Source organism: Bordetella sp., assembly GCF_057362025.1.
This window is the reverse complement of sequence record NZ_JBMQQZ010000108.1, coordinates 1-25,425: the sequence shown is the minus strand read 5'-3', so window position 1 is coordinate 25,425 and position 25,425 is coordinate 1. Positions and strand designations below refer to the sequence as shown.

The 25,425-nt window shown below is 67.1% G+C and carries 25 protein-coding genes; 11 read left to right on the top strand and 14 right to left on the bottom strand.

Annotated features, from left to right (window positions below; translation table 11 throughout):
* Positions 1-284: 284 nt before the first annotated feature.
* The 3 genes from ACO1P8_RS24805 to ACO1P8_RS24795 form a co-directional block, all read right to left on the bottom strand.
* Positions 285-749 carry a universal stress protein gene (locus ACO1P8_RS24805; RefSeq protein WP_094843737.1) on the bottom strand — a complete coding sequence of 155 codons (465 nt, stop codon included), beginning with the start codon at positions 747-749 and terminating at the stop codon, positions 285-287.
* An 89-nt stretch (positions 750-838) separates the two neighbouring features.
* Complete coding sequence (locus ACO1P8_RS24800) at positions 839-1,189, bottom strand: protein tyrosine phosphatase family protein (protein WP_094843738.1); 351 nt, start codon at positions 1,187-1,189, stop codon at positions 839-841.
* 79 nt (positions 1,190-1,268) lie between these two features.
* Positions 1,269-2,675 carry an aminotransferase-like domain-containing protein gene (locus tag ACO1P8_RS24795; protein WP_486298535.1) on the bottom strand — a complete coding sequence of 469 codons (1,407 nt, stop codon included), beginning with the start codon at positions 2,673-2,675 and terminating at the stop codon, positions 1,269-1,271.
* Between the two features lie 150 nt (positions 2,676-2,825).
* On the opposite strand from ACO1P8_RS24795, the gene ACO1P8_RS24790 reads away from it, so the two are divergent.
* The 5 genes from ACO1P8_RS24790 (at position 2,826) to ACO1P8_RS24770 (ending at position 7,191) form a co-directional block, all read left to right on the top strand.
* Positions 2,826-3,749 (top strand): DMT family transporter, encoded by a 924-nt coding sequence (locus ACO1P8_RS24790; protein ID WP_486298494.1) that lies wholly within the window; start codon positions 2,826-2,828, stop codon positions 3,747-3,749.
* A gap of 40 nt (positions 3,750-3,789) precedes the next feature.
* A complete protein-coding gene (locus ACO1P8_RS24785) occupies positions 3,790-4,425 on the top strand; it encodes a LysE family translocator (protein ID WP_486298493.1) in 636 nt (211 codons plus the stop codon).
* A 76-nt stretch (positions 4,426-4,501) separates the two neighbouring features.
* Positions 4,502-5,464, top strand: a complete 963-nt coding sequence (locus ACO1P8_RS24780) for an alpha/beta hydrolase (protein ID WP_486298492.1) — start codon at positions 4,502-4,504, stop codon at positions 5,462-5,464.
* A 69-nt stretch (positions 5,465-5,533) separates the two neighbouring features.
* Positions 5,534-6,466 (top strand): dihydrodipicolinate synthase family protein, encoded by a 933-nt coding sequence (locus ACO1P8_RS24775; RefSeq protein ID WP_486298491.1) that lies wholly within the window; start codon positions 5,534-5,536, stop codon positions 6,464-6,466.
* A 74-nt stretch (positions 6,467-6,540) separates the two neighbouring features.
* Positions 6,541-7,191 carry a GntR family transcriptional regulator gene (locus ACO1P8_RS24770; protein WP_486298490.1) on the top strand — a complete coding sequence of 217 codons (651 nt, stop codon included), beginning with the start codon at positions 6,541-6,543 and terminating at the stop codon, positions 7,189-7,191.
* Positions 7,192-7,211: 20 nt separating this feature from the next.
* Here the strand turns inward: ACO1P8_RS24770 and ACO1P8_RS24765 are convergent, their stop codons facing one another.
* A complete protein-coding gene (locus tag ACO1P8_RS24765; protein ID WP_486298534.1) occupies positions 7,212-8,048 on the bottom strand; it encodes a ChbG/HpnK family deacetylase in 837 nt (278 codons plus the stop codon).
* A gap of 21 nt (positions 8,049-8,069) precedes the next feature.
* Here ACO1P8_RS24765 and ACO1P8_RS24760 point away from each other — a divergent pair, with 21 nt between their 5' ends.
* Positions 8,070-8,465, top strand: a complete 396-nt coding sequence (locus ACO1P8_RS24760; RefSeq protein ID WP_486298489.1) for a GtrA family protein — start codon at positions 8,070-8,072, stop codon at positions 8,463-8,465.
* Here the strand turns inward: ACO1P8_RS24760 and ACO1P8_RS24755 are convergent.
* Together ACO1P8_RS24755 and ACO1P8_RS24750 are read right to left on the bottom strand one after the other, a co-directional pair.
* The gene (locus ACO1P8_RS24755) at positions 8,425-10,020 is read right to left on the bottom strand and encodes an ArnT family glycosyltransferase (protein ID WP_486298488.1); all 1,596 of its coding nucleotides are present in this window, start codon (positions 10,018-10,020) and stop codon (positions 8,425-8,427) included. The genes ACO1P8_RS24760 and ACO1P8_RS24755 overlap by 41 nt on opposite strands.
* A gap of 12 nt (positions 10,021-10,032) precedes the next feature.
* Positions 10,033-11,061: a glycosyltransferase family 2 protein gene (locus ACO1P8_RS24750; RefSeq protein WP_486298533.1), complete on the bottom strand. Its 1,029-nt coding sequence runs from the start codon at positions 11,059-11,061 to the stop codon at positions 10,033-10,035.
* A gap of 271 nt (positions 11,062-11,332) precedes the next feature.
* Between ACO1P8_RS24750 and ACO1P8_RS24745 the strand changes: the two genes are divergently transcribed.
* The 5 genes from ACO1P8_RS24745 to ACO1P8_RS24725 are packed head-to-tail and all read left to right on the top strand — an operon-like array spanning position 11,333 to position 17,282.
* Positions 11,333-12,382, top strand: coding sequence for a TRAP transporter substrate-binding protein (locus ACO1P8_RS24745; protein WP_486298487.1), 1,050 nt, complete (start codon positions 11,333-11,335; stop codon positions 12,380-12,382).
* Between the two features lie 47 nt (positions 12,383-12,429).
* A complete protein-coding gene (locus ACO1P8_RS24740) occupies positions 12,430-14,331 on the top strand; it encodes a TRAP transporter large permease (protein WP_486298486.1) in 1,902 nt (633 codons plus the stop codon).
* 9 nt (positions 14,332-14,340) lie between these two features.
* The gene (locus ACO1P8_RS24735) at positions 14,341-15,432 is read left to right on the top strand and encodes a LacI family DNA-binding transcriptional regulator (protein WP_486298485.1); all 1,092 of its coding nucleotides are present in this window, start codon (positions 14,341-14,343) and stop codon (positions 15,430-15,432) included.
* Positions 15,429-16,418 carry an NAD(P)-dependent oxidoreductase gene (locus ACO1P8_RS24730; RefSeq protein WP_486298484.1) on the top strand — a complete coding sequence of 330 codons (990 nt, stop codon included), beginning with the start codon at positions 15,429-15,431 and terminating at the stop codon, positions 16,416-16,418. The genes ACO1P8_RS24735 and ACO1P8_RS24730 overlap by 4 nt, the downstream gene beginning before the upstream one ends.
* Before the next feature lie 33 nt (positions 16,419-16,451).
* Positions 16,452-17,282: an amidohydrolase family protein gene (locus tag ACO1P8_RS24725; RefSeq protein WP_486298483.1), complete on the top strand. Its 831-nt coding sequence runs from the start codon at positions 16,452-16,454 to the stop codon at positions 17,280-17,282.
* Positions 17,283-17,296: 14 nt separating this feature from the next.
* Here ACO1P8_RS24725 and ACO1P8_RS24720 read toward each other — a convergent pair whose 3' ends face one another.
* From ACO1P8_RS24720 to ACO1P8_RS24685, 8 genes are all read right to left on the bottom strand, one after another.
* A complete protein-coding gene (locus ACO1P8_RS24720; protein ID WP_486298482.1) occupies positions 17,297-17,530 on the bottom strand; it encodes a DUF3820 family protein in 234 nt (77 codons plus the stop codon).
* 18 nt (positions 17,531-17,548) lie between these two features.
* A complete protein-coding gene (locus ACO1P8_RS24715) occupies positions 17,549-19,099 on the bottom strand; it encodes an amidase (protein WP_486298481.1) in 1,551 nt (516 codons plus the stop codon).
* A gap of 62 nt (positions 19,100-19,161) precedes the next feature.
* Positions 19,162-20,205, bottom strand: coding sequence for an ABC transporter ATP-binding protein (locus ACO1P8_RS24710; protein ID WP_486298532.1), 1,044 nt, complete (start codon positions 20,203-20,205; stop codon positions 19,162-19,164).
* An 11-nt stretch (positions 20,206-20,216) separates the two neighbouring features.
* Positions 20,217-21,236, bottom strand: a complete 1,020-nt coding sequence (locus ACO1P8_RS24705) for an ABC transporter ATP-binding protein (protein ID WP_486298480.1) — start codon at positions 21,234-21,236, stop codon at positions 20,217-20,219.
* Positions 21,237-21,250: 14 nt separating this feature from the next.
* Positions 21,251-22,147, bottom strand: a complete 897-nt coding sequence (locus tag ACO1P8_RS24700) for an ABC transporter permease (protein ID WP_486298531.1) — start codon at positions 22,145-22,147, stop codon at positions 21,251-21,253.
* A 43-nt stretch (positions 22,148-22,190) separates the two neighbouring features.
* The gene (locus ACO1P8_RS24695; protein WP_486298479.1) at positions 22,191-23,126 is read right to left on the bottom strand and encodes an ABC transporter permease; all 936 of its coding nucleotides are present in this window, start codon (positions 23,124-23,126) and stop codon (positions 22,191-22,193) included.
* 76 nt (positions 23,127-23,202) lie between these two features.
* Positions 23,203-24,780, bottom strand: a complete 1,578-nt coding sequence (locus ACO1P8_RS24690; RefSeq protein ID WP_486298478.1) for an ABC transporter substrate-binding protein — start codon at positions 24,778-24,780, stop codon at positions 23,203-23,205.
* A gap of 59 nt (positions 24,781-24,839) precedes the next feature.
* A partial coding sequence (locus tag ACO1P8_RS24685; RefSeq protein ID WP_486298477.1) for an MlrC C-terminal domain-containing protein occupies positions 24,840-25,425 on the bottom strand: 586 nt, incomplete at its 5' end.

Genomic DNA, 25,425 nt, shown 5'->3' with positions numbered 1-25,425 from the left:
CGCCGCTACTTCGGCCGCCGGACGAAGATGACAACGCGGGAGTCCGGCGCGAAGGCGCCGGACCGGCTCCTCCGGGCTGGCCCCGACAGGCACCACCCCCGACGGACGGCATCAGAAAGACACGCACCGACAGCAAACCGATCAATGCACGCCATTACCAAATCACCGGCCGGGAAGCACCTGTTCCTGCGCAGCGGTATGGAAGTAGCGCGGGGCATGGGTCCGAAAAAAACCGGCGCCCCAAAGGGCGCCGGTCTTGGGTCGGATGCCGCTGTAGCGGCAGGTCAGGATTTTTCTTCCTTGACGCGATAGACCAGTACCGCGACGTGGGCGAGCGAAAGGACTTTGGCGGTGACGCTGCCCAGCAGCAGGCGCGACAGGCCGCTGCGTCCGTGGCTGCCGATGAAGATCAGGTCGCAGCCGTTTTCCTGCGCGGCCTGGACGATGCCGTCGGCGACGTTGAAATTGGAGATGGCGCGCGACGTGCCTTTGACGTTGGCCGTTTCCGCGCGGTCCAGGACCTGCTTCAGATAGCGCTTCGATTGCTCGGCGGAAGCCTTCTCGTAGTCCTCGTCCGTGATCGCGTAGGCGGCCGCCATGCCGTCGAAGCCGATGGTCGCGGCGAACGGCTGGGTGACGTGCAGCGCAACGATTTCCGCGCCGACGGAGCGGGCAAAGCAAACCCCAGCGTTCGCCGCCTGGGCGGACAGCGGAGACCCGTCGGTGGGAATAAGGATTTTCTTGAACATGTCCAGCTCCTTACACGGTGTTATGTGTACCCCATCCTACCGGAAAAGCGCCGGACGCGGCAGAGCAGTGTCCCCAGGCCGGGACCCTGCTAGCGCGCCCCCGCTTGCTGCGACGCAACGAAGAGATTGGTGCAGCGGGTCCCTGTCCGGCAATAGGCCAGGATGGGCTGCGGCAGCGTTTCCAGCAGCTTGCCGAAACGGCTGACGTCGTCGGCCGTCATGCCGCCGCTGATGACCGGCTGGTATTCGACCTTCAGCCCGGCGTTCAGCGCGGCCTCGGACACCGCCGCCGCGGTCGGCTGGTCCGGTCCGCCCTCGTAGTCCGGCCGGTTGATGATCACGCTTTTGAAGCCGGCGGCGGCCACGGCGGCCATATCGTCGGGAGACAGCTGCGGCGCGACGGCGAACGATTCGGTCAGGCGATTGATGGGAACGGACATGATGATCTTCCTTTGACGTAGTGCTTCGGGGACGGCCCCTATCACGCGAGTATATGCGGGACGCCGCGGCTCATGTCCGCTAGGCTGGCTCGCGCACCAGTTGCCGCAGCAATTGCCAGGCCGGCGCGTTGTCCACCATGCTGGCGGAGAATCGCAGGTATGTCGACGGCGCCTGCGATGGCGAGAACAGCGAGCCCGGCGCCAGCAGCATGTTATGCGCGGCGGCGGCGCGTGCCAGCCCTTCGGCGTCGCGCCCGCAATCGGCCCAGATGAACATGCCGGCATGCGGCATATCACGGATGCGCATGCCAAGATCCAGCAGGCGCCTGGCGCATCGCTCGCGCGCTTCGTCGACACGGATGCGTACCCGCTCCACATGGCGACGGAACTGGCCGTCGGCCAGGATGCGATGGATCACGCGCTCGCCCAGCTCGGGCGAGGTCAGGCCGGCCAGCATTTTCAGGTCCGCCAGCTTCTGCAACAGAGCCGGGGCGGCGGCGACATAGCCCACGCGCAGGCTGGGCGCCAGCATCTTGGAAAAACCGCCCACCAGTATCACGCGATTGAGGCGGTCCAGCACCGATAGCCGCATGGCGTTGCCCGGATGCAGTTCCGCATAGGTATCGTCCTCGATCACCGTGAAATCGTAGCGTTCCGCAATGCGCAGGACATCGTAGGCGGCGCCGGCCGACAAGGTATGTCCGGTCGGGTTGTGCACCACGCTGTTGACGATGAACAACTTGGGACGGTGCTGGGCGGCGAGCTTTTCCAACGCCTCCACGTCCGGGCCGGCGGGTGTGCGCGGCACGCCGATCACGCGCGCGCCGATCGCCGCGAGGCGGCCGAATATCACGAACCAGGCCGGATCCTCGACCAGTACGGTATCGCCGGGGCCGACCAGCAGGCGGGCGATCAGGTCCAGGCCGTGCGTGACGCCGTTGGTCGTCAATAGATTGTGCTCCGGATGCGCCGGCACGCCGATGCCTTGCAGCTGCGCCGCGATTTGCTGGCGCAGCGCCGGAAAACCCTGCGGATGCCCGTAGGAAAGGAAATTGCCCCGCACGGTACGGCCGACGGCGCGTACCGCGCCGGCAATCATCTCGGCATCCAGCCAGTCCGCCGGCAGCAAACCCGCGCCGCCCGGCATCCCCGGCGCGGTGGATTCGCGGAACATGCTGCGCAGCAGCCACGAAATATCGATACGCGCCGGCGTATCCAGCGTGGCTTCCGGCGCCGGAACCGCCGCGGCGGCGCGGGCGGTGTCGCGTGGCGCGACGAAGAACCCGGCGCCGCGCCGCGACTGGACCAGTCCGCTCGCAGCCAGGCGATCGTAGGCTTCTACCACGGTAAAGCGGCTGACACCGGCTTGCTGCGCCATGGCGCGGATGGAGGGCAGGCGCGATCCCGGCCGCAAGCCCTCGTCGTGGATACGGCGCGTCAAGTCGTCCGCCAGCTGGCTGGCCAAGGTGACATCGTTGCCGCGCACGGGGCGCCAGGCGGGGGGAGGCGGAGAAAGTGTCATGGTGAATTCGCCAGGCCAGTTATTGCAGTGAACTGGATAGGTGTACCGGTACTGTACCGGAACCCGTGCGTAGAGTGTCATTTTCCCGCTCCGGCCTCAACCCTGGTTTCCACCATGACGCGCCCGTCCACGACCCTTGCATCGCTGTCATCCACCCCCGCCGCGCCGCACGGCTGGACGGGCTACGGCGCGGCCCTGCTCGGCATCCTGATTTTCAGCCTGACCCTGCCGATGTCGCGCATCGCGGTCGCGGAGCTGCATCCGCTGCTGGTGGGCCTGGGCCGGGCGCTGGCCGCCGCGGTACCCGCCGCCCTGCTGCTATGGCTGACGCGCAGCCGCCTGCCGCGGCGCGAGGAAAGATACGGGGTGGTCCTGGCAGCGCTCGGCGTTGTGGTGGGCTGGCCCGTCGCGTCGACACTGGCCATGCAATCGGTGCCCGCCGCGCACGGCGCGGTGATCAACGGACTGCTGCCGCTGTCGACCGCGGCTTTCGCGGCCCTGGGCAGCGGCGAGCGTCCGTCGCGGCGATTCTGGGCGTGGGCATTGGCGGGCGCCGGCCTGGTCGCCGCCTTTGCCCTGCGCGAAGGCGGCGGCGCGCCGCAGGTGGGCGATCTATGGCTGCTGCTGGCCGTCGCGCTGGGCGGGATGGGCTACGCGGAAGGCGCGCGGGTTTCGCGCACCCTGGGCGGGTGGCGTACGATCTGCTGGGCGCTGGTATTCAGCGCGCCCTTCATCGCGGCGCCGGTCGCGTGGATGGCCGCGCATACGCCGGCGGCGCCGTCGCCGGCCGCCTGGATGGCGCTGGCCTATCTGTCCTTCGGCTCCATGTTCCTGGGCTTTTTCGCCTGGTATCGCGGACTGGCGCGCGGCGGCATCGCGCGCGTCGGGCAAGTACAACTGCTGCAGCCCTTTATGACCGTCGCGGCGGCGGCCGTGCTATTCGGCGAGCAGGTCACCCCCGCCACGCTGGCCTTCGCGCTGGCCGTCATCGCGGTCATCGCCGGCGGCAAGGCCGCGGCGGCGCCGGGCCGGAAGTAGCCCGCGCCGGACCAGGAACCATCCGCATGGACAGTAAGACATGAGCGATTCCATCCCCCTGCTTTCGGCCAGCCTCCTGGGACCGCTGGCCCTGTTTTCGCTGGTCAGCTCGATCACCCCGGGCCCCAATAACATCATGCTCGCTTCTTCGGGGCTGAACTTCGGCTTCCGGCGCACGGTACCGCATATGCTCGGCGTCAACATCGGCTTCTCGCTGATGATCCTGCTGGTGGGCGCGGGCCTGGGCGCGGTCTTCCATAGCGTGCCGCTGCTGTACACGCTGCTGAAGTACGGCGGCGCGGCGTACCTGCTGTATCTGGCGTGGAAGATCGCCACCGCGGGCGAAATCCGCGAAGGCGGGCGCCGCGCCCGGCCGTTCACCTTCCTCCAGGCCGCGGCCTTCCAATGGATCAATCCCAAGGCCTGGGTCATGGTGGTCGGCGTGGCCGCCACCTATATTCCCGAATCGGGTTTCTTCATGAACCTGCTGGTGGCCACCCTGGTATGCGGCCTCGTCAATCTGCCCAGCATCGGTATGTGGGTGACTTTCGGCACGGCCTTGCGGCGCGTGCTGCACCGGCCCGGCGCGGTGCGCGCCTTCAACCTCACAATGGCCGCGCTGCTGGTCGTATCGCTGTACCCTATCGCGCTGGACCTGGCGGAACACCTGGGATAAGCGCCCCGCGGACGGCAACCCCGGATAAGCGCCCCCGCCGGGAGGAACCCCGCCAGCAGCGGCCGGTCTATCTTCCATGCCTCGCCCGCCACGTCTGCCCATCCGTATCAGCCTGCGCCGCGCCCTGGCTTGCGCGCTGCTGGCCGCGACCGCCGTCGTGGGCTGCACGCAGCTGGACGCCTGGCAGCGGGACGCCATTTTTTCCCCGGCCCAGGGCGACCAGCGCTGGTTCAGCGAACCGCCCGCCGGCACGCGCGTCTTCGACCTTCCCGTCGCGCCCGGACAGCACGTGCGCGCCTGGTACTGGCAAAGTCCGGATCCGGCCGCCCCGGCCGTCCTGTACCTGCATGGCGCGCGTTGGAACCTGAACGGCAGCGCCTTTCGCATGACCAGCTGGACTCGTCTGGGGTATTCCGTACTGGCCATCGACTATCGCGGTTTCGGCGACTCCACCCGGATGCTGCCATCCGAGGAAAGCGCCGGCCAGGATGCCGCCGAGGCCCTGCGCGAACTCGCCAGGCGACAACCCGACCCGGCCAGGCGCTTCGTCTATGGGCACAGCCTGGGCGGCGCCATTGCCATCGACCTGGCCTCGCGCAAGGACCTGCCCGCCTTCGCCGGGCTGATCGTCGAATCCAGCTTCACCAGCATCGCCGCCATGGTGCAGACGCTCAAATGGGGCTGGGTGCCAGGGGCCAGCCTGCTGGTCACACAGCCGTTCGACTCCCTGGACAAGCTGGCCGACCTGACCACGCCGGTACTCTTCCTGCACGGGACCGGCGACCGGGTGGTTCCGCATACCATGAGCGACCAATTGTTCGCCGCCGCGCAGCGGGTGGCGCCCAGCCTGAAACGCCTGGTGAAAATAGACGGCGCATCGCATTCGGGCGCCGTGCGCAGCGGCCCGGTCTACGACGAGGCGGTGGAATCCTTCGTGCGCGATGCCAGCCTGGCGTATCGCGGCGCGCCCATGCCGCAACGTCCGCCCGCGGACGCGCGCACCGGCGACACGGCGGTCGGGCAGGCGTCTCCGTTGTAAATATATTAACGAGCCGGTAGACTGGGCCGTCGGCGCGCATGGGCGCCATTTCCCTACCGGAGAACGACCTTGAACCGTAGCCGCTGGCAGGGGGTATTTCCCGCCGTCACGACCAAATTCCGCGAAGACGAGTCGCTGGACCACGAGGAAATGCGGCGGCACTTCGGCTTCCTGATCGATAACGGCGTCCACGGAATGGTGACCTGCGGATCCCTGGGGGAAGCCAGCACCCTGTCGATGGAAGAAAAGCTGGCGGTCGCCCGGACCGCGGTGGAAGTCAGCGGCGGGCGCATCCCCGTGCTGGCCAATGTCTCGGAAACCAGCACCCGCGACGCACTGCGCTATGTCAAGGCAGCGGTCGACCTGGGCGTCGACGGCTTCATGGTGATGCCGTCCGTCCTGTACGTGGCCGATGCCCGCGAAGCGATGCAGAACGTGCGCACCCTCGCCGAGGCGGCCAGGAAGCCCTGCATGATCTACAACAATCCGGTCGCCTACCGCGTGGACCTGAAGCCGGAACACATGGCGCAACTGGCCGACTGCGAATGGCTCGCCGCCATCAAGGAAAGTACCGACGACATCCGCCGCATCACCGACCTGCGCAATGCGCTGGGCACGCGCTTCCAGCTATTCATCGGTGTCGACGACCTGTCGTTCGAAGCGCTGGCGCTCGGCGCCGACGGCTTGCTGGCCGGGCTGGTCACCGCCTTCCCCCGCGAAACGGTCGCCCTCTACGATCTGATGAAGGCAGGCGAATGGGCGCAGGCGCTCAAGCTTTACCAATGGTTCACGCCGCTGCTGCACCTGGACGTATCGACCAAGCTGGTGCAGAACATCAAGCTGGCCGAAACGCTGGCCGGCGTCGGCAATGAAAACGTCCGCCGGCCCCGCCTGCCATTGGCCGGCGACGAGCGGGCCCGCGTGGAGGCCGTCGTCAGGTCGGCGCTGGAAAAACGGCCCGAGGAATTCCGGTCACACCCGATAACGTCGCGACGCGCTTGAGCCGCACCGCCGGCGGCCGGGCTCCGGTACCATACGGCCGCCGACGATGACGAAGTAACAACACGACCTGGACCATGAGCGCAGCCCTGCCCAAACGCCGAGCCGCCGACGTCGCCTATGACGCCGTCGAAAGCATGATCGCCACTTTGGAGCTGCAGCCCGGCAGCCCGGTGGTCGAAGCCGATCTCGTACAACGCACCGGCCTGGGACGCACGCCCCTGCGCGAGGCACTGCTGCGGATGGTCACCGCCGGCCTGATCACGCAAGAGCCCCGGCGCGGCCTGCGCGTCTCCAATGTGCAATTGTCCGATCACCTGGACCTGATCCAGACGCGGCGCGCGCTGGAACAACTGATCGCCACGGCGGCGGCCCGGCGCGCCACCCCGCCGCAAAGGGCCATCATCCTGGACTGCGGCACCAACATGATGCGCGCGGCCGAGGGCGGCAACCTGGACGACTATATGCGCGCGGACCAGATGCTGGATCACGCCTGCCACGACGCCTGCCGCAACGTATCGGCCGTGACGGCCGTCACGCCGCTGCTGATCCAGTGCCGCCGCTTCTGGTATGCGTACCAGCACGAAGGCGATATCAAGGAAGGCGCGCGCCACCACATGGCGATGGCCGAAGGCATTGCCAGCGGCGACGAACGGGCAGCGGCGCGTGGCGCCGACGCGCTGATGGACTACCTGGAAGCGTTCGCGCGCAAGGTCGTCGACGTATAGCGCCATGCGCGCGGGGTACGTCAGACGTCGGCGTAGCGGACGACGCGCAGCCCGATGGAGGACATCCAGCCGCCCAGGCCGGGCTTGGACAGGACCTGGTACTCCGCGCCGCGCTGGGCGTCCATGCCCTGCCTGCCGCCTGCCGGCATGGCCGGATGGCACATCAGCAGATCGCCGTCACAGGAATTGCGCAGCCACAGCGTAAGCAGCGTGTCGTAGGCCTGCGCGCCGCCCTGGAAATCGTAGACGCCCAGGAAACGCCGATTGGTGCGCCGCCCCGCCTGCTTGGCCGCGCGGGCGAACGCAGCCGCGCCCAGCGCCGCGATGATCCGCGCCTTGCGGCGCAGAGGCCGGGGCACGCCATCCAGGCAGCCCGGCGCCGTATAGCGCAGCCAGGGCCCGGGGCCAGGATAGCGGCGGGCCAGCACGGCAAACAGCGCCTGGCGGATCTGCGGCAATTGATGCACGTGCTGGTGGCCGTCGATGAAATCGGGCGCGCGGCCCATGGCCGCCTCGAAGGCGTCCAGCTGGCGTTCGATCTGGCGCATCACGCGTCCGCCGTCCAGCATATGCGCGTACGCGAAAGGGATCAGGCGCGACAACGGCAGGTACAGGCCCGATTCGCCCAACGCTTCCGTGAAGTTCAGATGCAGGCCGGCGTCGATGTCCAGCTCGCGCAGGCGCGGCGCATCGAGGCGGAACGCCGGCGCCTGCGACAGGCAGCCCACGGCGCTGATCCGCCCCGCGCGCGCCAGCCCGATCACGCCCTCGTTGATCGCCGCGTTCATGCCAAAATCGTCCGCGCATACGACAATGCGCCTGATATCCGCATAAGTGTGCGCGGGTCCCTCTGACATCATCGCCTTGGAAGTTCCGGAATGCGGGTTCTGATCCAACAATTGAGCTGGTTCGTCGCAGTTGGCTGCGCGGCCGCCGCCACCCATTGGGCCACGGCCGTCGCCTGCGTGGAAGTCCTGCACACGCCGCCGCTGCTGGCCAATGTCGTCGGCTGGCTGGTTGCGTTCTGCGTTTCGTTCGGTGGCCATTATCGACTCACTTTCCGTCACCAGGCCAGTGCATGGCATGTGGCGGCGCGGCGGTTCTTCTGCGTGTCGGCCGCCGGTTTCCTGGTAAACGAAGCCGCGTATGCCTGGCTGCTCAGCCGCACGACGCTGCGATATGACGTCCTGCTGGCGCTGATATTGGTCGGCATCGCGGTCCTGACTTTTCTGTTCAGTCGGTTTTGGGCGTTCCGCCGCAATACTGCGACTTGAACGCGGCGTCCGGCACGACGCGCCACAAGGCGCGCTTGCCGCTCACGGCAAAAGGCGCCTTGCCGCGCAGGGCGGGATAGGCATCCTGATCGTCCTCGGGGTTGCCCCAGAACCAGAACGTCTGTCCCGCGGGCGCGGCGCACAGGCGTGCCTGCAGTTCGTGCACGGAGATCAACGTATCCTTCATCGCCTCGGGACGGAACTGGCCGGCGTCGTATAGCTCTTTGCGCCAGTTGTCCCGCTTGGGAATATCGGGGTTGTTCCAATCGTCCACCACCCACGCCGGACGTGGATCCCGCAAGGCCATCGGCAGGTCGTAGCCGTATGCATGCAGCATGACGATCTGGTCCCCCGGCTTGACCTCCGCCCGGGCGCGCGCGCCCAGAGGCGCGGAATTGGGCCGCGCATAAATGGCAACGAACACCGTCATCAGTACGCACAGCACGATCGCCGTCGCCAGGCAGCCCCGATAGAGGCGGCGCGAGCTTTCCGCATTATCGCCGGACAAGCCCGTCACGATCACCTCGGCCACCAGCACAGCGAGCGGAGCGAGCGTCGGCAACACATAGCCCACCAGCTTGGACGCCGGCAGGGAAAAGAACGCCAGCACCACCACGATCCAGACGCCCATCAGGAGTCGTACGGCATGGGCATCGCCGCCACGCTCGGCCCAGAACGCCTTGCGGAACACGGCGCCCAGCCAGAAGGTCCAGGGCAGGATGAAACCCGCCAGCACAGGCAGATAGAACCACACCGGCTGTCGGTTGTTGAACCCGGTTTCGGCGAAACGATCGAACTGCTGATAGATGAAGAAATAATTGAAGAAGCCGGGGAATTGCTTCTGCATCGCCCAGAACCACGGCAGGCAGACCACCAGGAAGGCCCCGATGGCGGGCGGCCACAGCAGCGCCGCCAGCCCGCGCCACTGGCGCAGCATGGCGATCCATATCAGGAGAATGCCGCCGGGCAGCACCACGCCGATCAGTCCCTTGGACAGAACTCCCAGCGCGGCCAGCACCGCCGTCGCCACGGCCAGCGTGCGCCAGGGTGCGCCCCGCGTGGCGTTCAGCACGGTGGCGGCCCCGGCAACCGTGGTCAGCGTAATCATGCCGGCCACCAGCATGTCCAGGTTGGCGAACTGCGCGGCGCCGAAGAAAAACGGCTGCGTTGCCAGCACCAGCAGCGACACCGTCGCCGCCCGCACACCACGATAATGCCGGATGAAGCCGTACACGGCCATCGCTGCCGCCCACGCGGCCAGCCAGGACGGCAGCCGCGCGGCCCAGGGATGGACACCGAAAACATCGAAGGCGGCGGACGCCAGCCAGTAGTACAGCGGAGGCTTGTGGAAGAACGGCATGCCGTTGAGCAAGGGCACGACATGCTCGCCGGCGCGCAGCATTTCCCAGGCAACACCGGCGTAGCGACCCTCGTCGGGCAACGTCATCGGCCGCAGCCAGGACAGCCATAGCAACCACACGCCCGTCACGGCAAAAAGCCAGCCCGCGGACAGCGACTCCAGGCGGCGCATCCATGCATCAAACACACGCGACATATTTATGGGGAACTATTTCTTTTCGGTGAAAACTTTGCCGCGCTGTTCGCGCACGACATACAGGGGCCGGCCTTTTACTTCGTCGAATATGCGGCCGACGTATTCGCCGACGACTCCCAGGGACAACAGATTGATCCCCGCGAAGAACATCAGCGCGGCAACGATGGTGGTCCAACCGGACACCGCGTTGCCGTACAGCAGGAAGTCCACCACCAGATAACAGCCATAGGCGAAGGACATCAGGGCGAAGGCCAGGCCGATCATGCTGACCATGCGCAGCGGCCAGGTGGTGAAGGCAGTCAGGCCGGCGAACGCCAATTTGAATAGCTTGCGCTTGCTGTAGTTCGTATTGCCATACGCGCGGGCATCCGGGGTATAGGGCAGCGCCTCCGCCTGGAAGCCGACCCATGCGTACAACCCCTTCATGAAACGCGTGCGTTCGGGCAGGGCATTCAGCGCCTGCACGACCCGGCGGTCCATCAGGCGGAAATCGCCCGCGTTCGGCGGCACTTCCACGCCGCGCCCTTCGCTGAGCATGCGATAGAACATGCGCGAGCCCAAACGCTTGAACCAGGACTCGCTATCGCGGTTCTCCCGCACGGCGTAGACCATATCGGCCCCCGCGCGCCAGCGGGCGACCATTTCAGGGATGAGCGCCGGCGGATGCTGCATGTCCGCATCCAGGCAGATGACCACATCGCCGGTGGAGGCCTCCAGCCCGGCGCTCAAGGCAGCTTCCTTGCCGAAATTGCGCGACAGCTGCACATAGCGGAAGCCATCGAGCGAGGCCCATTTCTGCATGAGCTCCGGCGTGCCGTCCGTGCTGCCGTCGTCGGTGACGATGACTTCCCATGCCGTGCATAGCTTGCTGAGCATGGACATCAGCGCCGGCAGTAGCACGCGCAGGTTGTCGCACTCGTTCAGGCAAGGAACCACGCAGGAAATGCGGATATCTCGCGATTCCTCGTCTCTGGCGGGGCTGTCGGCGGGCAACGTGCGGGGCACGAATGCTTCGGAGCGGGATTCGATATGCATGTCGATCGCAGGAAGGGAAACTGCTGCGGCGCAGTATCGCCCTGTCGACGTCGAATTTTCATGAAATGGGCGATCACCCGATGTGGGAACGATCGGAGCCGTTTCGTTTCGCTTCAGGGTGAATCTGGCATTTGGCATGCTTGGATCCCGCTCGCTCCGCAGGGAGCCCTGGCTGGCCCCTATTGTAAAGAAACGGCAAAACTCATAGCATGGGTATAACGATTTACTAAATCGTTATACATACCAAAACCTACATCTATAAGACGGAGACAAACGCATGAAAACACTAGGCTTTTTCCGCCAGCCCGCGCCTGTCAGCCGGCGTGGCTTCCTGCAAGCCCCCGCCGGCACGGCCGCGGCGATCGCCGCCCCGCGGGTGTGGGCGGCCCCGGCCACGGTCTCGCTGCGCTGCTCGATTTCGCAACCCGCCGACCAGCAGTCCGCCCAGTACATCTGGTACGAGCGCTTCGCCGCGGATCTGAAGCAATCCGTCGGCGACCGCATCCGCGTCGATATCTTCCCGAACGGCCAGCTGGGCAAGGAATCGGATGTCGTCCAGCAGGTCCGCCTGGGCTCCATCGACATGATGATCACGGGCAGTTCCATCTGGGCGACAGCCCTGCCGGAACTCGCCCTGCTGGACATGGGCTTTGTGTTCGATAGCTGGGACCACGTCAACAAATCCGTCGACGCGGGCGTCGGCGAGCAATTCAACAAGCTGCTGCAAGCGCGCACCGGCTGCACCTTTATCGGTTGGGGCAATCACTTCAACGCCCGCAGCGTATACACGAAGAAAGTGGTCGAGCACGACAGCGACCTGAAGAACGTCAAGCTGCGCGTGCTGCCGACGCCGATTTTTGTCGAGACCTTCAAGCTGATGGGCGCGATTCCCACGCCCATCCCGATCAACGAGCTCTACACCGCCGTGCAGACCGGCGTGGTCGATGGCTTCGAACATGACGCCGCGACGGTACTGTCGAGCAAGTTCAATGAAGTCGTCAGCAACTGCTGGCTGACCAACCACTTGTTCAGCCCGTCCATTACGGCCATCGGCAAGCGTGGCCTGGGCAAAATCCCGTCCGACCTGCAGCCCGCCTTTTTGAAGGCGGCCCAGGAGGCATCCCTGTACCAGCGCGAAGTCGCCGGCAGCAAGGGCAAACAGGCGCTGGCCGACCTGGAAAAGCAGGGCATCAAGTTCCATCCCATGGATCCCGCGGAAAGGCAGCGCCTGCGCCAGGAAATGGAAAACAAGCTGTGGCCCAGCGTGACCGCGCAGTATCCGGTCACCAAACCGATGCTGGACATCATCAACACATCGCGCGCCTGAGCGCGCCGACAGCGTCGAGGATGCCGCCTCGCGGCTGGGAGCACAGCATGAACGCACATGTACTGACAGGCAGCGCCGGTGCGGCGCAAGGCCATGCCGGCGCGGACGGCGCGGCCGCGCGCTCGCGCTGGCTGGGACGGATCTGCGCCGTCATCGAACACTTCTGCGCCCTGGTCCTGGCCGTGGACGTCGGCGTGGTTTTCGTTTCCGTGATCCTGCGCTACTTCCTGCACAGCCCGGTCGACTGGGCCGAGGAAGCGGCGCGCGGACTGATGGTCACGCTGGTGTTCCTCGGCGGCGCGACGGTGCTGGCGCGCCGCCAGCACGTCGGCATCGAAGTCTTCCGCGGCCTGTTGCCCCGCTCGTGGCGCGAACCCGCCGTGCAGCTGGGTGGCTGGGCGGTCGCCGGCACCTCGGCCGCGCTGTGCTACTCGTCCTGGGAGCTGCTGCTGGATTCGGTGAACGTGACCACGCCCATCGGCGCGCCGCAATGGTTGACCGTTCTGCCGGTATTCGTGGGCGCCTTCGTCATGACGATGGTAGGTGTCGCCAATGCCCTGTGCGGCCCGCGGCGCGCGGTCTATGGCACGCTGGCCGGTGCCATCGCGCTGTGCGTTGCGGTCTGGGCCTGGAATGGGTGGATGCCCGAAGCGTGGGCCATCCGGCCGTGGCTGCTGCTGACGGCGGGCTTCTTCGGCAGCCTGATCGCCGGCGTACCCATCGCCTTCGTGCTGGCGTTGTCCTCGCTGCTGTATTTCCTGGCCGAGCCCACGCTTCCGCTGATCATCTATTCCCAGCAGGTGATGGCCGGCATGGACCACTTCGTCCTGCTGGCGATCCCCTTCTTCGTGCTGGCCGGCCTGATCATGGAATCGAACGGCATGTCGACCCGGCTTATCGAACTGCTGGTGCGGATGTTCGGCCGGGTACGCGGCTCCATGAACCTGATCTCCATCCTGGCCACGGCATTCTTTTCCGGCGTGTCGGGCTCCAAGCTGGCCGATATCGCCGCCGTGGGCGGCATCGTGGTGCCGGCCGTGCGGCGTACCAAACAGGACGTCAACGAAACCGCCGCGGTGCTGGCATGCTCGGCCGTCATGGCCGAGACGATCCCGCCGTGCGTGAACCTCATCATCATGGGTTTCGTCGCCAATATCTCGATCGGCGGGCTGTTCCTCGCCGGGCTGGTGCCGGCGGCCGTCCTGGCCACCGGCCTGTCGGCCATGGCGATCTGGTTCGGCAGGAAGGTCGACCCCATGCAGGCCTTCCCCGTGCGCATGCCGTGGCCGCAACTGCTGGGCGGCGCCTTCATCGCGCTGGTGATGGTGGGCATGATAGGCAAGGGGGTGACATCCGGCGTGGCGACGTCGACGGAAGTGTCCGCTTTCGCGGTGGTCTATGCGCTGGCCGCCGGCGCATTGGCCTTCCGCGAGCTGACGCCGCGCGCCGTCGTCGCGCTGTTCGTACGGGCGGCGTCCATGGCGGGCGGCATCCTGTTCATTATCGCCGCGGCGTCCAGCGTGGCTTTCGCGCTGACGGTGCAGCAACTGCCCGCCTTCCTGTCCGACACCATGACGCACCTGGCGCACAACTACGGCAGCACGGCCTTCGTCCTGGTATCGGCGCTGCTGATGGTGATCTTCGGCGCCATCCTGGAAGGTGCCCCGGCGCTGATCATCTTCGGACCGCTGCTTACCCCCATCGCGCAACAGGTCGGCGTCAACCCGCTGCATTTCGGCACCGTCGTGGTGATCGCCATGGGCCTGGGCCTGTTCAGCCCGCCTTTCGGCCTGGGCCTGTTCGCGACCTGCGCGATGACGGGCACGCGGGTCGAACAGGTGGCGCGGCCGATGGTGAAATACCTCGTCCTGCTCGTGATCATGCTTATAGTGCTGATTTTCGTGCCCGCGATCAGCTTGTGGGTGCCCCGCATGATGAACATGGCTTGAGAACAAACGATGACGACGATCCAGGATGTGGCCGCGCTGGCGGGCGTGTCGGTAAGCTCGGTTTCCAATGTGCTGAACGGCCGCACGGACCGTCTCGGCCGCGAGACCTTCCAGCGGGTGCAGGACGCCATCCGGGAACTGAACTATCGCCCCAACCTGGTGGCGCGCCAGCTCAAGACGGGCTACGCGCCGCTGATCGGCCTATTGGTACCGACCACCGCCAACCCGATGTTCGGCGAACTGGCGGTGCACGTCGAGACCGCCGCGCGCGACGCGCAGGGATTCCGCGTGCTGCTGGGCAACACCCACCGCGACCGGGAACAGGAATCGCGCATCTTCGACGACCTGATCGCGCTGGGGGTGCGCGGCGTCATCCTGGCATCGTCGCGCACCGACGAAGGACACCTGGAAGCAGCCATCGCGCGCGGGCTGGCGGTGGTCAGCTATGACCGCGGCGGCGACGGCGATGCGCGCTCGCACATCGATCATGTTTCGCCCGACAACATGCTGGCTTCCCGGCTGGCGGTCGACCATCTGGTCGCGCACGGCCACCGGCGCCTGGCGCTGGCCACGCCGGACGTCAAGACGGTCAGCCGCAAGCTCAAGCGGCAGGGCTTTCTTCAGGCGGCGCAAGAGGCCGGCGTGGGCCGGCACGCGCAGGTGCTCGAAGGCGCCACCGGCTCCGGCTACGGCGATTCGAACCTTGCCGACGAAGGCTACGCCATGGCCGGGCGCATCGCGGCCATGCCAATCCGCCCGACCGGCATTATCGCCATCAATGACATGATGGCGATGGGGCTGATGGCCGGCCTGCATCGCGCGGGGCTGGCCGTGCCGCGCGACGTGTCGGTGATCGGCATGGACAACCTGGTCATGACGGCTTATGCCAACCCGCCGCTGACCACGGTGGAAATGCCCAGCGCGGAAATGGCCCGCGCCATGGTGGCCATGGTGGTCGAACGCCTGGCTCAACCCGAATTGCCGGCCCGCGAAGTGCTGTTCCAGCCGCGGCTGATCGAACGGCAGTCCGTGACCGCCCCGCCCCCGGATTCCGCATCTGCGCGCCCGCGCGCGCGGCCCCCAAGGAAAACCCCCGCATGACCACGATTCTGTTGACGCATTCCCCGCAGGCATTGGCCAATTACTATGGCGACCGCGCGCTGCGGGCCTTGCGCGAACTGGGCGAAGTCCGGCTGAATCCCGGCGCCGATCCCACGACACCGGAGGAGCTGATCCGCCTGGCGCAAGGCTGCCGGATCATCGTATCCAGCCGTCTGGCGGCGGCGCCGGCCGCCGTATTCGATGCCTTGCCGGACCTGGTGGCTTTCTGCCGCGTCGCCGTCGACATCCGCAATATCGACGTGGAAGCGGCCAGCCGGAATGGCGTACTGGTGACCCGCGCCACGCCCGGCTTCGATGCCTCGGTGTCCGAATGGATCGTCGGCGCCATGATCGACGCCAGCCGCCACATCAGCCGCGCCGCGGCTGCCTATTGGAATGGCCGGCCGGCTCCCGTCGCCATGGGCCGCGAGCTGCGCGGCGCGACCGTGGGCATCATCGGGCACGGCCATATCGGCAGCTATCTGGCGCGCATTTGCCACGCCCTGGGCATGCACGTCCTGGTCCAGGATCCACGCGCGCAGACCCTGGCCGACGGCATGCGGCAAGTGGACCTGGATACGCTGCTGGCCGAGTCCGACTATGTGGTCTGCCTGGCGCCGGCCTTGCCGGAGACCGCCAACCTGATGGGCCGCGACGCCTATGCCCGCATGAAGCGCGATGCGATCTTCATCAATGCATCGCGCGGCGAACTGGTGGACGAGGAAGCGCTGCGCGATGCGCTGGACGACGGCACCATCGCCGGCTGCGCGCTGGACGTGGGCCGCGCGCAGGACCAGATGCCCTCGCCCTGGCTGGCGGCGCATCCGCGCGTCATCGCCACCCCGCACGTCGGCGGCCTGACGCCGCAAGCCGCCGAACACCAGGCCATGGATACGGTTGCCCAGGTCCGCGCCATTCTGCGCGGCGAGCCGCCGCCCCATGCCGTGAACCTGGCCGGCGCCAGCCGCCTGCGGTCCCCCAGATAGGCGTTGTCGCACCCGGTACCCTGGAGAAGCCCGATGAAGAAACCCGTCCTGAAAGCGCCTGACGGCGCATGCGATTGCCATATCCACATCTACGAGCTGGAGCGCTACCCGTTGGCGGCGACGGCGACGTTCGGACCGCCGCAGGCGTCATGGGAGGACTACCTGCAGGTACGGCAGGCCCTGGGGCTGGCACGCGCGGTCATCGTGCAGGCGACGGGATACGGTTTCGATAATCGCTGCGCGCTGGAGGCGCTGCGGCTGTCGCAAGGGTCCGCGCGCATGATCGCCACGCTGCCCGTCGATACGCCCATGACGCAATTGCGCGAACTGCACGAGGCCGGCGTGCGCGGCGTGCGCTTCATGATGATCCCGGACAGCGGCGGCGTGATGCGCTGGCAAGACCTGGAACCGATGGCCCGGCGTATCGCCGAGCTGGACTGGGTCATCAATCTGCAACTGGATGGTCGTGAACTGGCGGACTACGCGACGCTACTGCGCGCGCTGCCCTGCCGCGTCAGCATCGACCATAACGGCAAGTTCCTGACCCCGGTGCCGGTATCGCACCCGGGCTTCCAGGCGCTGCTGGGCCTGCTGGATACCGGCAACGTGTGGGTAAAACTGTCCGCGCCTTACGAAACATCGAAGTCCGGCCCGCCCGGCTACGACGACGTCGGCGTCCTGGCCCGCGCGCTGGCGACGGCGAATCCGGACCGCTGCCTGTGGGCCAGCAACTACCCGCATCCCGGTCGGCAGGATGCGCCCGATAACGCCGACATGCTGGATATGCTCGCGCGCTGGGCCCCGGATGAAGCCGCGCGCCGCAAAATCCTGGTCGATAATCCGGCGGGCTTGTATGGATTCTGAACGCTCGTACGCGTTCAGGCCGGCCGCCTGGCTATCCCGCCCTCGCGCAAGGGATCCAGCAAGGGCCTGAGGCCGTTATGGTCGAGCTCATGCATCAGTGCCAGCAGCTCGCCCAAACGCCCCGGCGGCAGACCCTCGCGGACGAACCACGTCAGGTAATGGCCGGGCAGGTCCGCCAGCAGGCGGCCCTTGTATTTGCCGAAAGGCATGGCCCAGGTAACGAGGAGCTTGAGGTCTTCGGGGCTCATGGCATCCCGGACGCTGCATCAGTCCAGCGTGGCGGCCGGGCAGCCGCCGCGCGCCTGCTCGAAGGCGAAGGCCAGGCCCAGCAGGCGTGCCTCGTCATACGGTGCGCCCATGAACGATAGGCCCACGGGCACGCCCGCGCGGGCCATGCCGGCCGGCACGCTGATCTCCGGCAAGCCGCAGGCGCTGGCGATGTAAAGGCCGGCGTAGGGGTTGCCGGGGTAGGAAACGTAGTTTGCATCCTCGCGATCGTAGCGCGGCGACGCGGGGCAGGATAGCGTCGGGAACACCACGGCGGACAGGGCCTCTTCGCGCATGGACTGCGCGACGGCGGCGCGATAGGCGGCCAGGGCGGATTCGGCCCCGGCGCGCTGCGCCGCCGTCTGCGTGCGCGCCAGCTCCAGCGCACGGCGCAGGCCCGCCAGGGTGCGGGGATTGACCTCGCGATCGGGATGGGCCGCCGACCAGTCCTGCGCGGCTTCCAGCAGCCGCGCCATATCGCGCGGTCCGGGGCCGCCCGCCAGATAGGCATCGAGTTGCGCTGGCCATTCGGCTTCGGCCAGCGGCGCCAACAGGTTGGGATACAGGGTCTGCATGTACGCAGGCTCCGAAGAGGCGCCGGCGGCGTCCTCCCGCCGATCGGCCCCGCTCGCCGTCCGGTCCGCCGGCGCGGGCGACCGCCAGGGCACCAGCGTCGCGCCCAGGTCGCGCAGCAGGGCGTGGGCCTCTCGCATCAGGGCACGCACCTCTTCGTCCTGCCCCGGGAAATCCACCGCCACGCCTATGCGCGTTCCGCGCGCCGCGTCCTGGCGCAGGCCATTCAGATACCCTGTCCGCACCGTGCCCGCCTCGGCCATGGCATGGAGCAGCACAGCCACGTCGCTGACGCATAGGGCCATGGGCCCCACGGTATCGAAGGACAGCGCCAACGGCAGGACGCCGTCGAGGGGCACCAAACCATGCGTGGGTCGCAAGCCGGCCAAACCCGTTACGCAGGCCGGGGCGCGCACGGAGCCGAAGCTGTCGGTGCCCAGGGCGGCGGGAGCGAAACCGGCCGCGACGGCCGCCGCGCTGCCGCTGCTCGATCCCGCGGCATTCCGCGCGCGGTTGTAGGGATTCAAGGTCAGGCCGCCCATCGAGCTGTACCCGTGACGGCCATTGGAGCAGGCCAGCTCCGACATATTGGTCTTGCCCAGCAGGATGGCGCCGGCATCGCGCAGCCGGCGCACCACTTCGGCGTCGCGCGCCGGCCGGTGATCGCGCAGGACCGCGCAGCCCGCCGTGGTCGCCAGGCCGGCGATATCGATGTTGTCCTTGACGACGATGGGCACGCCGTGCAGCGGGCCGCGCACCAGGCCGCTCGCGCGTTCACGATCCGACTGTTCGGCCTGGGCGTGGGCCCGCGGATCCAGCGCGAGCATGGCGTTGATCGCCGCGCCCTGCTTGTCGTGCGCGGCGATACGGGCAAGAAACGCTTCGACCAGCCGCACCGAGCTTGTCGCCCCCCCAGCCAGGGCGGCGCTCAACAGGTGCAGCGTCTTGCCTATCGGATCATGCATCGGATCGCGCATATCGGCTCGTACATCGGGTTTGCGTGGCCGGCCTAACTGGGCCTGACGGGGCCTAATGGGTCCTAACGGAAATGGCAGGCCACCCATTGCGTCGCGCCGGGAGTGCCGTCCTGCACGGGCCGCGGCGTCAGCGCCGGCCGCTCGCGCTTGCAGACATCCTGCGCCAGCGGACAGCGCGTATGGAAACGGCAGCCGCTGGGCGGATTGGCCGGACTGGGGGGATCCCCGCGCAGCAGCATGCGCTGGCTGCGCACATGGGGATTGGGCACCGGCACCGCGGAGAGCAGTATTTCGGTGTAGGGATGGCGGGGCTGCGCGAACAGCGTATCGCGATCGGCCAGTTCGACCAGCTGCCCCAGATACATCACCGCCACGCGATGGCTGATATGCCGCACCACCGCCAGGTCATGCGCGACGAACAGGTACGCGATGCCGAATTCCTGTTGCAGGTCCATCAGCAGATTGATGACCTGGGCCTGCACCGACACGTCCAGCGCGGACACCGGCTCGTCGCAGACGATCAGCTTGGGCTGCAGGGCCAGCGCACGCGCAATGCCCAGGCGCTGCCGCTGCCCGCCGGAAAACTCGTGCGGGAACTTCTTCATGGCCTCCGGCCGCAGGCCCACCTTGGAGAAGAGCCACGCCACCCGCTCCGCCCGCTCGCGGGCGCCATGGCCTTGGGCGGAAGCGAAGTTGCGCATCGGCTCGGCCACGATCGCGCCCGCCGTCATGCGCGGGTTCAGCGACGCATACGGGTCCTGGAAAATGATCTGCATATCGCGCCGGCGCTCTCGCATATGCGCCATGTCCAGCCGCGCGATGTCCTCGCCGTCCAGCAGCACCGAGCCCGACGTCGGCTCTATCAGGCGCAGGATGGACTTGCCGGTCGTGGTCTTGCCGCAGCCGGACTCGCCCACCAGCGAAAGGGTTTCGCCGCGCGCCACGTCGAAGGACACGCCATCGACGGCCTGCACCGTCGGACGCCGGCGGCCCAGCCAGTTCGCCGAACCCGGATAGTGCTTGACCAGATCGCGCACTTGCAGCAGCGGCGCCGGCCCGTCCGGCGTGGCGCCGGGGCCCCGGGCCGGCGGTGCCTCCGCCTGCATCGACATGGTGTTCATACCGCAGCTCCTTCCGCCGCCGTGGCGGCCACCCGTTCGGCCTCGAAACAGGCCACCACATGATCGTCGCCCAGGGCACGCAAGGCCGGGGTTTCGCGCCGGCAGCGCTCGGTGGCGTAGGCGCAGCGCGGCGCGAAACTGCAACCCACGCCCAATTGCGTCGGCGGCGGCACCATGCCCGGGATTTCGGTCAGCCGCTCGGCGGTGTTCATCGACGGCATGGATGCCATCAAGGCCCGGGTGTACGGATGCAGCGGCCGATCGAACAGGTCGATCACCGACGCCTCTTCCACCTTGCGGCCCGCATACATCACCACCACGCGCTGGCAGCACTCGGCCACCACGCCCAGGTCGTGGGTGATCATGACGATGCCCATGCCCAGCTTGCGCTGCAGGTCCCGCAGCAGCTCCAGGATCTGCGCCTGGATGGTGACGTCCAGGGCGGTGGTCGGCTCGTCGGCGATCAGCACTTCCGGATTGCAGGACAAGGCCAGCGCGATCATCACGCGCTGGCGCATGCCGCCGGACAACTGGTGCGGATACTCGTTGACGCGCCGCTCCGGTTCGGCGATCTGCACCAGGCGCAACATCTCCATGGCGCGCGCCATGGCTTCGCGGCGGCCCACCTTCTGGTGCAGCATGACGGTCTCGGCGATCTGCCTTCCCACGGTCAGCACGGGGTTGAGCGAGGTCATGGGCTCCTGGAAGATCATGGAGATGCGGTTGCCGCGGATGGCCCGCATCTGCTTTTCGCTCAGCGCCAGCAGGTTGGTGCCGCGGTAGCGCACCTCGCCGCCGGCAAAACGCGCAGGCGGCATGGACAGCAGGCGCATGATGGACAGCGCGGTCACGCTCTTGCCGCAACCGGATTCGCCCACCACACCCAGCGTCTGGCCGGCGCGCACCCGGTACGACACGCCGTTGACGGATTTGACGGTGCCGGCCACGGTATCGAACCAGGTCGACAGATTGTCCACGTCCAGCAGGACCGGCGCGGACGATATATCTTCGGTCATGTCCTACCTTCTTCTTACAGTTGGTTGGCCAGGCGCGGATCCAGCGCATCGCGCAGGCCGTCGCCCATCATGTTGATGGACAGCACGGTCAAGGCCAGCAGCACGCCGGGATACAGGATGATGGTGAATGCCACCGCCACGAAGTTGCGGCCCTCGGCCATCATGTTGCCCCAGCTGGGCACCTGGGCCGGTACCCCCACCCCAAGGAAGGACAGCACGGCCTCCGTCAGGACGGCGGTGGCGGCGATGAAGGTGGCCTGCACGATCAGCGGCGTCACGATATTGGGCAGGACATGGCGCACCAGGATTACCGGCAGGCGCGTGCCGATGGCGTGCGCGGCCTCGACGAACAGTTGTTCGCGCAGCGTCAGCGCCAGCGAGCGAACCAGCCGCACCACGCGCGGCACCTGCGGGATGGTGATGGCCAGGATGACGGTCGACAGGCTGGCGCGGATCACCGCCATCAGCGCGATGGCCAGCAGGATGTCGGGTATGGCCATCATGCCGTCCATGACACGCATGATGATGGCGTCGGTCCAGCGCACGAAGCCCGCCATCAAACCGAGCGCCACTCCAAGGACGGTCGCCAGCACCGCCACCGAGATCGCCACGATCAGCGAAACGCGGCCGCCCCACACCGCGCGGCTGAACACGTCGCGCCCCAGCGCATCGGTGCCGAACCAATGCTCGGCGGACGGCGGTTTCAGGCGCTGCACCGGATTGATGGCGGTGGGATTGTGGGTGGCGATCCAGGGCGCCGCCAGCGACAGCGCCGCGATGGCCAGCAGCAGCACGATACCCAGGATCAGGGTCGGATGCTTGCGCAGCCAGCGCCACCGCAGCGAAGGCGGCGCGTCGACGGCGGCAGCGAGGGCCGGGTCTGCCGCCGTCGGCGGGCCCGCCGGGCGCATTGCGGAAGAAGTATCGGACATCTCGGTATTCCCAGGAACCGCGTCAATAGCGGATGCGAGGATCGAACAGGCGGTAGCTCAGGTCGATCAGCAGGTTGATCAGCACATAGGCGCCGGCCGACAGCAGCAGCACGCTCTGGATGACCGGATAATCATGGTGCTGCACCGAATCGATCACCAGGCGGCCGATGCCGGGAATGGCGAAGACGGTTTCGGTAACCACTACGCCGCCGATCAGCAGCGCGATACCCACGCCTACCGTCGTCGCGATGGGGATCGCGGCATTGCGCAGGGCGTGGCCCAGCACGGGCATTACGCCCAGGCCCTTGGCGCGCGCGGTGCGGATGTAGTCCTCGTGCAGCACTTCCAGCACGGTCGCGCGCGTCATGCGGGTGATCAGCGCGATATACACCAGCGCCAGGTTCACGCAGGGCAGGATCAGGCTGCGCAGCCAGGGCCACAGTCCGCTGGACAGGCGCGTGTAGCCTTGCACCGGCAACCAGTGCAGCTGCACCGCGAAACCGTAGATCAGCAGATAGCCGACCAGGAAAACCGGCACGGAAAACGCCAGTACCGCGAACACCATGACCACGCGGTCGATCCACGTGCCGGCCTTGTAGGCCGCCAGCACGCCCAGCGGAATGGCCACCGCGATGGACAGGCCCATGGTCAGCAGGGCAATGGACAGCGTGGGCTCCAGCCGCTGCGCCAGCAGGCGGGTGACAGGCACCTGCGTGAACAGCGAGGTGCCCAGGTCGCCGTGCAACAGTTTGCCGGCCCAAAGAAAGAACTGCTGCCAGAGCGGCTGGTCCAGCCCCAGGGCCACGTGCAGGCGCTGGATGTCCTCGGCCGTGGCCAGGTCGCCGGCGATCAGCGCCGCCGGGTCGCCCGGCGACAGGTGTATGAGCAGGAAGACGATCACCGCCACCACCGCCATGACGGGCAGGGTGGCGAGGATGCGCCGGATTACATAAGCCATGAAAGCTCCTGGCGTCTATCGCTACGTTGGCGCCATGGCATTGCGCGCGGCTCCGATCGCGGGCCGCGGCCATGCCTTATTTATCCAGCACCCAGACATTGGGCAGGCCCCACAGCAGGTCGCTGTGCTTCACCGCCTTGCGGACCGCATGCACGCGGCTGTACTGGCCGACGGCGATGTAGGGGATGGCCTCGTAGGCGCGTTCCTGGAATTTATCCAGCAGCTCCTTGCGCTTGGCGGGATCGGTGGCGGCGATCCATTGGGTGCGCAATTCATCCAGCTGCTTGTCGCAGGGCCAACCGGGCAGGCTATTGCCGCAGGCGGCGCCCAGGTAGGTATTGTTGATCGGCGAATTCACGTTGTAGTCGGCGGCCGCCGACAGGTAGACGCTCCAGCCACCCTTGTCCACCGGGTTCTTGCTGGCGCGGCGCGCGGTTTCGGTGGCCCAGTCCATGGACTGGATGTCCAGGTTCATGCCCAGGTCCTGCATCGCCTGGATGGCCACCAGCGTGGCGGAATTCAGATAGGCGACGTCGGTGGGCAGCAGCACCGCGATCTTCTCGCCCTTGTAGCCGGACTCCGCCAGCAGCTTCTTGGCCAGGGTCATGTCGACCTTGCGGTACGGGGCCGCGCCGGCGCTGGTGTCGTTGGGGCTGCCGCAGATGAAGTAGGTGGCGCAATAATCCATCCGCATGTCGGCGGGGTAGCCCATCGCGGTCACGAACTTTTCCTGGTCGATGGCGTGGCGCAGCGCCTGGCGCGCCTGCACCTTATCGAACGGCGGGTTCAGGAAGTTCATGATGATGTAGGCTTGCGACTTGCCCGTCACGCCCAGATGGATGTCGCTGTCGCCGCGCAGTGCCTGGATATAGTCGGGCGGCAGCTCCTCGATCATGTCGACTTCATTGTTCTTCAGCGCGGCGATGGCGCTGTTGGAATCCGGCAGGATGGCCCATTCCACGCGATCGACGTGCGAGGTCTTGTTGCCGGCCAGGCCTGACGGCGCTTCGCTGCGCCCCACATAGGCCGGATTGCGCACGAACACCAGCTTGCTGCCCGGTACCCATTCGTCGCGCTTGAACAGATAGGGGCCGGAGCCCACCACTTCGTTCAGGGGCGAGGTGTCGGGCATTTTGGCCAGGCGTTCCGGGATGATGAAGGCGGGATAGCTGGCCACCTTGGCCAGGCCGTCCAGCACCGGCCCGAACGGCTGGCTCAATGTCAGCGTGAATGTCTTGTCGTCGACGGCCGCCCACTTCCCGCCAGCCGCCACCATCGCGCGGCCGATGTTGTCGCGCTTCTGCCAGCGTTGCAGCGAGGCCACCACGTCGGCCGACCGCACCGGATTGCCGTCGCTGAACTTCAGGCCGTCGCGCAGCGTGAAGGACCAGGACTTGCCGTCCGCCGAGGTCTTGTAGTTCGCCACCATCTGAGGCTGCGGATTGCCCTTGGCATCCGGCGCGAACAACGTGTCATACACCATGAAGCCGAAGTTGCGGGTGATATAGGCGGTGGTGAAGAAGGGGTCCAGCACCTTGAGGTCGGCGTAGGGCACCAGCCGCAGGGTCTTGCCCTCGGCCTGGGCGGGAGCGCCGGCCAGGCATGCGGCGGCCATGGACAAGGCGACGAGAGCGGATTGAATGCGGCGTTTCATGGAGGCTCCGTAAGCGGAATCGAAAAGAGGGAAATGCGGCGAGCGTACTGCGGCGTGCCTTACAACGGCCATTTGGGCATGCGGATTTTCTTGTAGGTCAGCGTCTTCCAGTCCGGCGTCGCCACGCCGGGCGCGCCCACGTAAACGATGTGCCTGGCGACCTTGGAGAACGAGGCATAAAAATGCTGCGCCGATTTCACCGCCACGATCTTGCGCGCGGTCAAATCGCAGCCCAGCTGGGTGAACAGGTCGATGTTCATCGCCTGGTTGCGGTTGGAGACCAGTACGATCTCCACGCCGCCGGCCTGCACCAGCGCGCAATCGCCCATGGACGTCGGGCTGCCGGTCAGGCCGGTCATCTTCATGTCGCGCCGCAAGGCGCGCACGGTACAGACCGCGTCGACCGGCTCTCCCGACAACGGGCCCACCTTGCCGCCCAGGCGCATGGGCAGCGTGGCCCCCTCGCCGGCGTCGAAGGCGATGCGCACCGCCAGCGGATCCCACAGCGGTCCCAGCGCGGCGTTGGCAATGCCGCGTTCCAGCAGGCGGCGCAGCACGTAAGTCGAATCGCCCGGCGCGCCGCTGCCGGGGTTGTCCGCGCGGTCGGCCAGCACCACCGGGCCGCCGTCGAAGGCGAGCGCTTCG

What these genes read in the sequence shown, in the direction of transcription:
- ACO1P8_RS24760 (WP_486298489.1), top strand. Translation starts at nt 8,070, where the DNA reads ATGCGGGTTCTGATCCAACAATTGAGCTGGTTCGTCGCAGTTGGCTGC.
- ACO1P8_RS24755 (WP_486298488.1), bottom strand. Translation starts at nt 10,020, where the DNA reads ATGTCGCGTGTGTTTGATGCATGGATGCGCCGCCTGGAGTCGCTGTCC.
- ACO1P8_RS24780 (WP_486298492.1), top strand. Translation starts at nt 4,502, where the DNA reads ATGCCTCGCCCGCCACGTCTGCCCATCCGTATCAGCCTGCGCCGCGCC.
- ACO1P8_RS24785 (WP_486298493.1), top strand. Translation starts at nt 3,790, where the DNA reads ATGAGCGATTCCATCCCCCTGCTTTCGGCCAGCCTCCTGGGACCGCTG.
- ACO1P8_RS24805 (WP_094843737.1), bottom strand. Translation starts at nt 749, where the DNA reads ATGTTCAAGAAAATCCTTATTCCCACCGACGGGTCTCCGCTGTCCGCC.
- ACO1P8_RS24740 (WP_486298486.1), top strand. Translation starts at nt 12,430, where the DNA reads ATGAACGCACATGTACTGACAGGCAGCGCCGGTGCGGCGCAAGGCCAT.
- ACO1P8_RS24800 (WP_094843738.1), bottom strand. Translation starts at nt 1,189, where the DNA reads ATGTCCGTTCCCATCAATCGCCTGACCGAATCGTTCGCCGTCGCGCCG.
- ACO1P8_RS24695 (WP_486298479.1), bottom strand. Translation starts at nt 23,126, where the DNA reads ATGGCTTATGTAATCCGGCGCATCCTCGCCACCCTGCCCGTCATGGCG.
- ACO1P8_RS24725 (WP_486298483.1), top strand. Translation starts at nt 16,452, where the DNA reads ATGAAGAAACCCGTCCTGAAAGCGCCTGACGGCGCATGCGATTGCCAT.
- ACO1P8_RS24765 (WP_486298534.1), bottom strand. Translation starts at nt 8,048, where the DNA reads ATGTCAGAGGGACCCGCGCACACTTATGCGGATATCAGGCGCATTGTC.
- ACO1P8_RS24790 (WP_486298494.1), top strand. Translation starts at nt 2,826, where the DNA reads ATGACGCGCCCGTCCACGACCCTTGCATCGCTGTCATCCACCCCCGCC.
- ACO1P8_RS24710 (WP_486298532.1), bottom strand. Translation starts at nt 20,205, where the DNA reads ATGCAGGCGGAGGCACCGCCGGCCCGGGGCCCCGGCGCCACGCCGGAC.
- ACO1P8_RS24730 (WP_486298484.1), top strand. Translation starts at nt 15,429, where the DNA reads ATGACCACGATTCTGTTGACGCATTCCCCGCAGGCATTGGCCAATTAC.
- ACO1P8_RS24720 (WP_486298482.1), bottom strand. Translation starts at nt 17,530, where the DNA reads ATGAGCCCCGAAGACCTCAAGCTCCTCGTTACCTGGGCCATGCCTTTC.
- ACO1P8_RS24690 (WP_486298478.1), bottom strand. Translation starts at nt 24,780, where the DNA reads ATGAAACGCCGCATTCAATCCGCTCTCGTCGCCTTGTCCATGGCCGCC.
- ACO1P8_RS24735 (WP_486298485.1), top strand. Translation starts at nt 14,341, where the DNA reads ATGACGACGATCCAGGATGTGGCCGCGCTGGCGGGCGTGTCGGTAAGC.
- ACO1P8_RS24770 (WP_486298490.1), top strand. Translation starts at nt 6,541, where the DNA reads ATGAGCGCAGCCCTGCCCAAACGCCGAGCCGCCGACGTCGCCTATGAC.
- ACO1P8_RS24745 (WP_486298487.1), top strand. Translation starts at nt 11,333, where the DNA reads ATGAAAACACTAGGCTTTTTCCGCCAGCCCGCGCCTGTCAGCCGGCGT.
- ACO1P8_RS24715 (WP_486298481.1), bottom strand. Translation starts at nt 19,099, where the DNA reads ATGCGCGATCCGATGCATGATCCGATAGGCAAGACGCTGCACCTGTTG.
- ACO1P8_RS24705 (WP_486298480.1), bottom strand. Translation starts at nt 21,236, where the DNA reads ATGACCGAAGATATATCGTCCGCGCCGGTCCTGCTGGACGTGGACAAT.
- ACO1P8_RS24700 (WP_486298531.1), bottom strand. Translation starts at nt 22,147, where the DNA reads ATGCGCCCGGCGGGCCCGCCGACGGCGGCAGACCCGGCCCTCGCTGCC.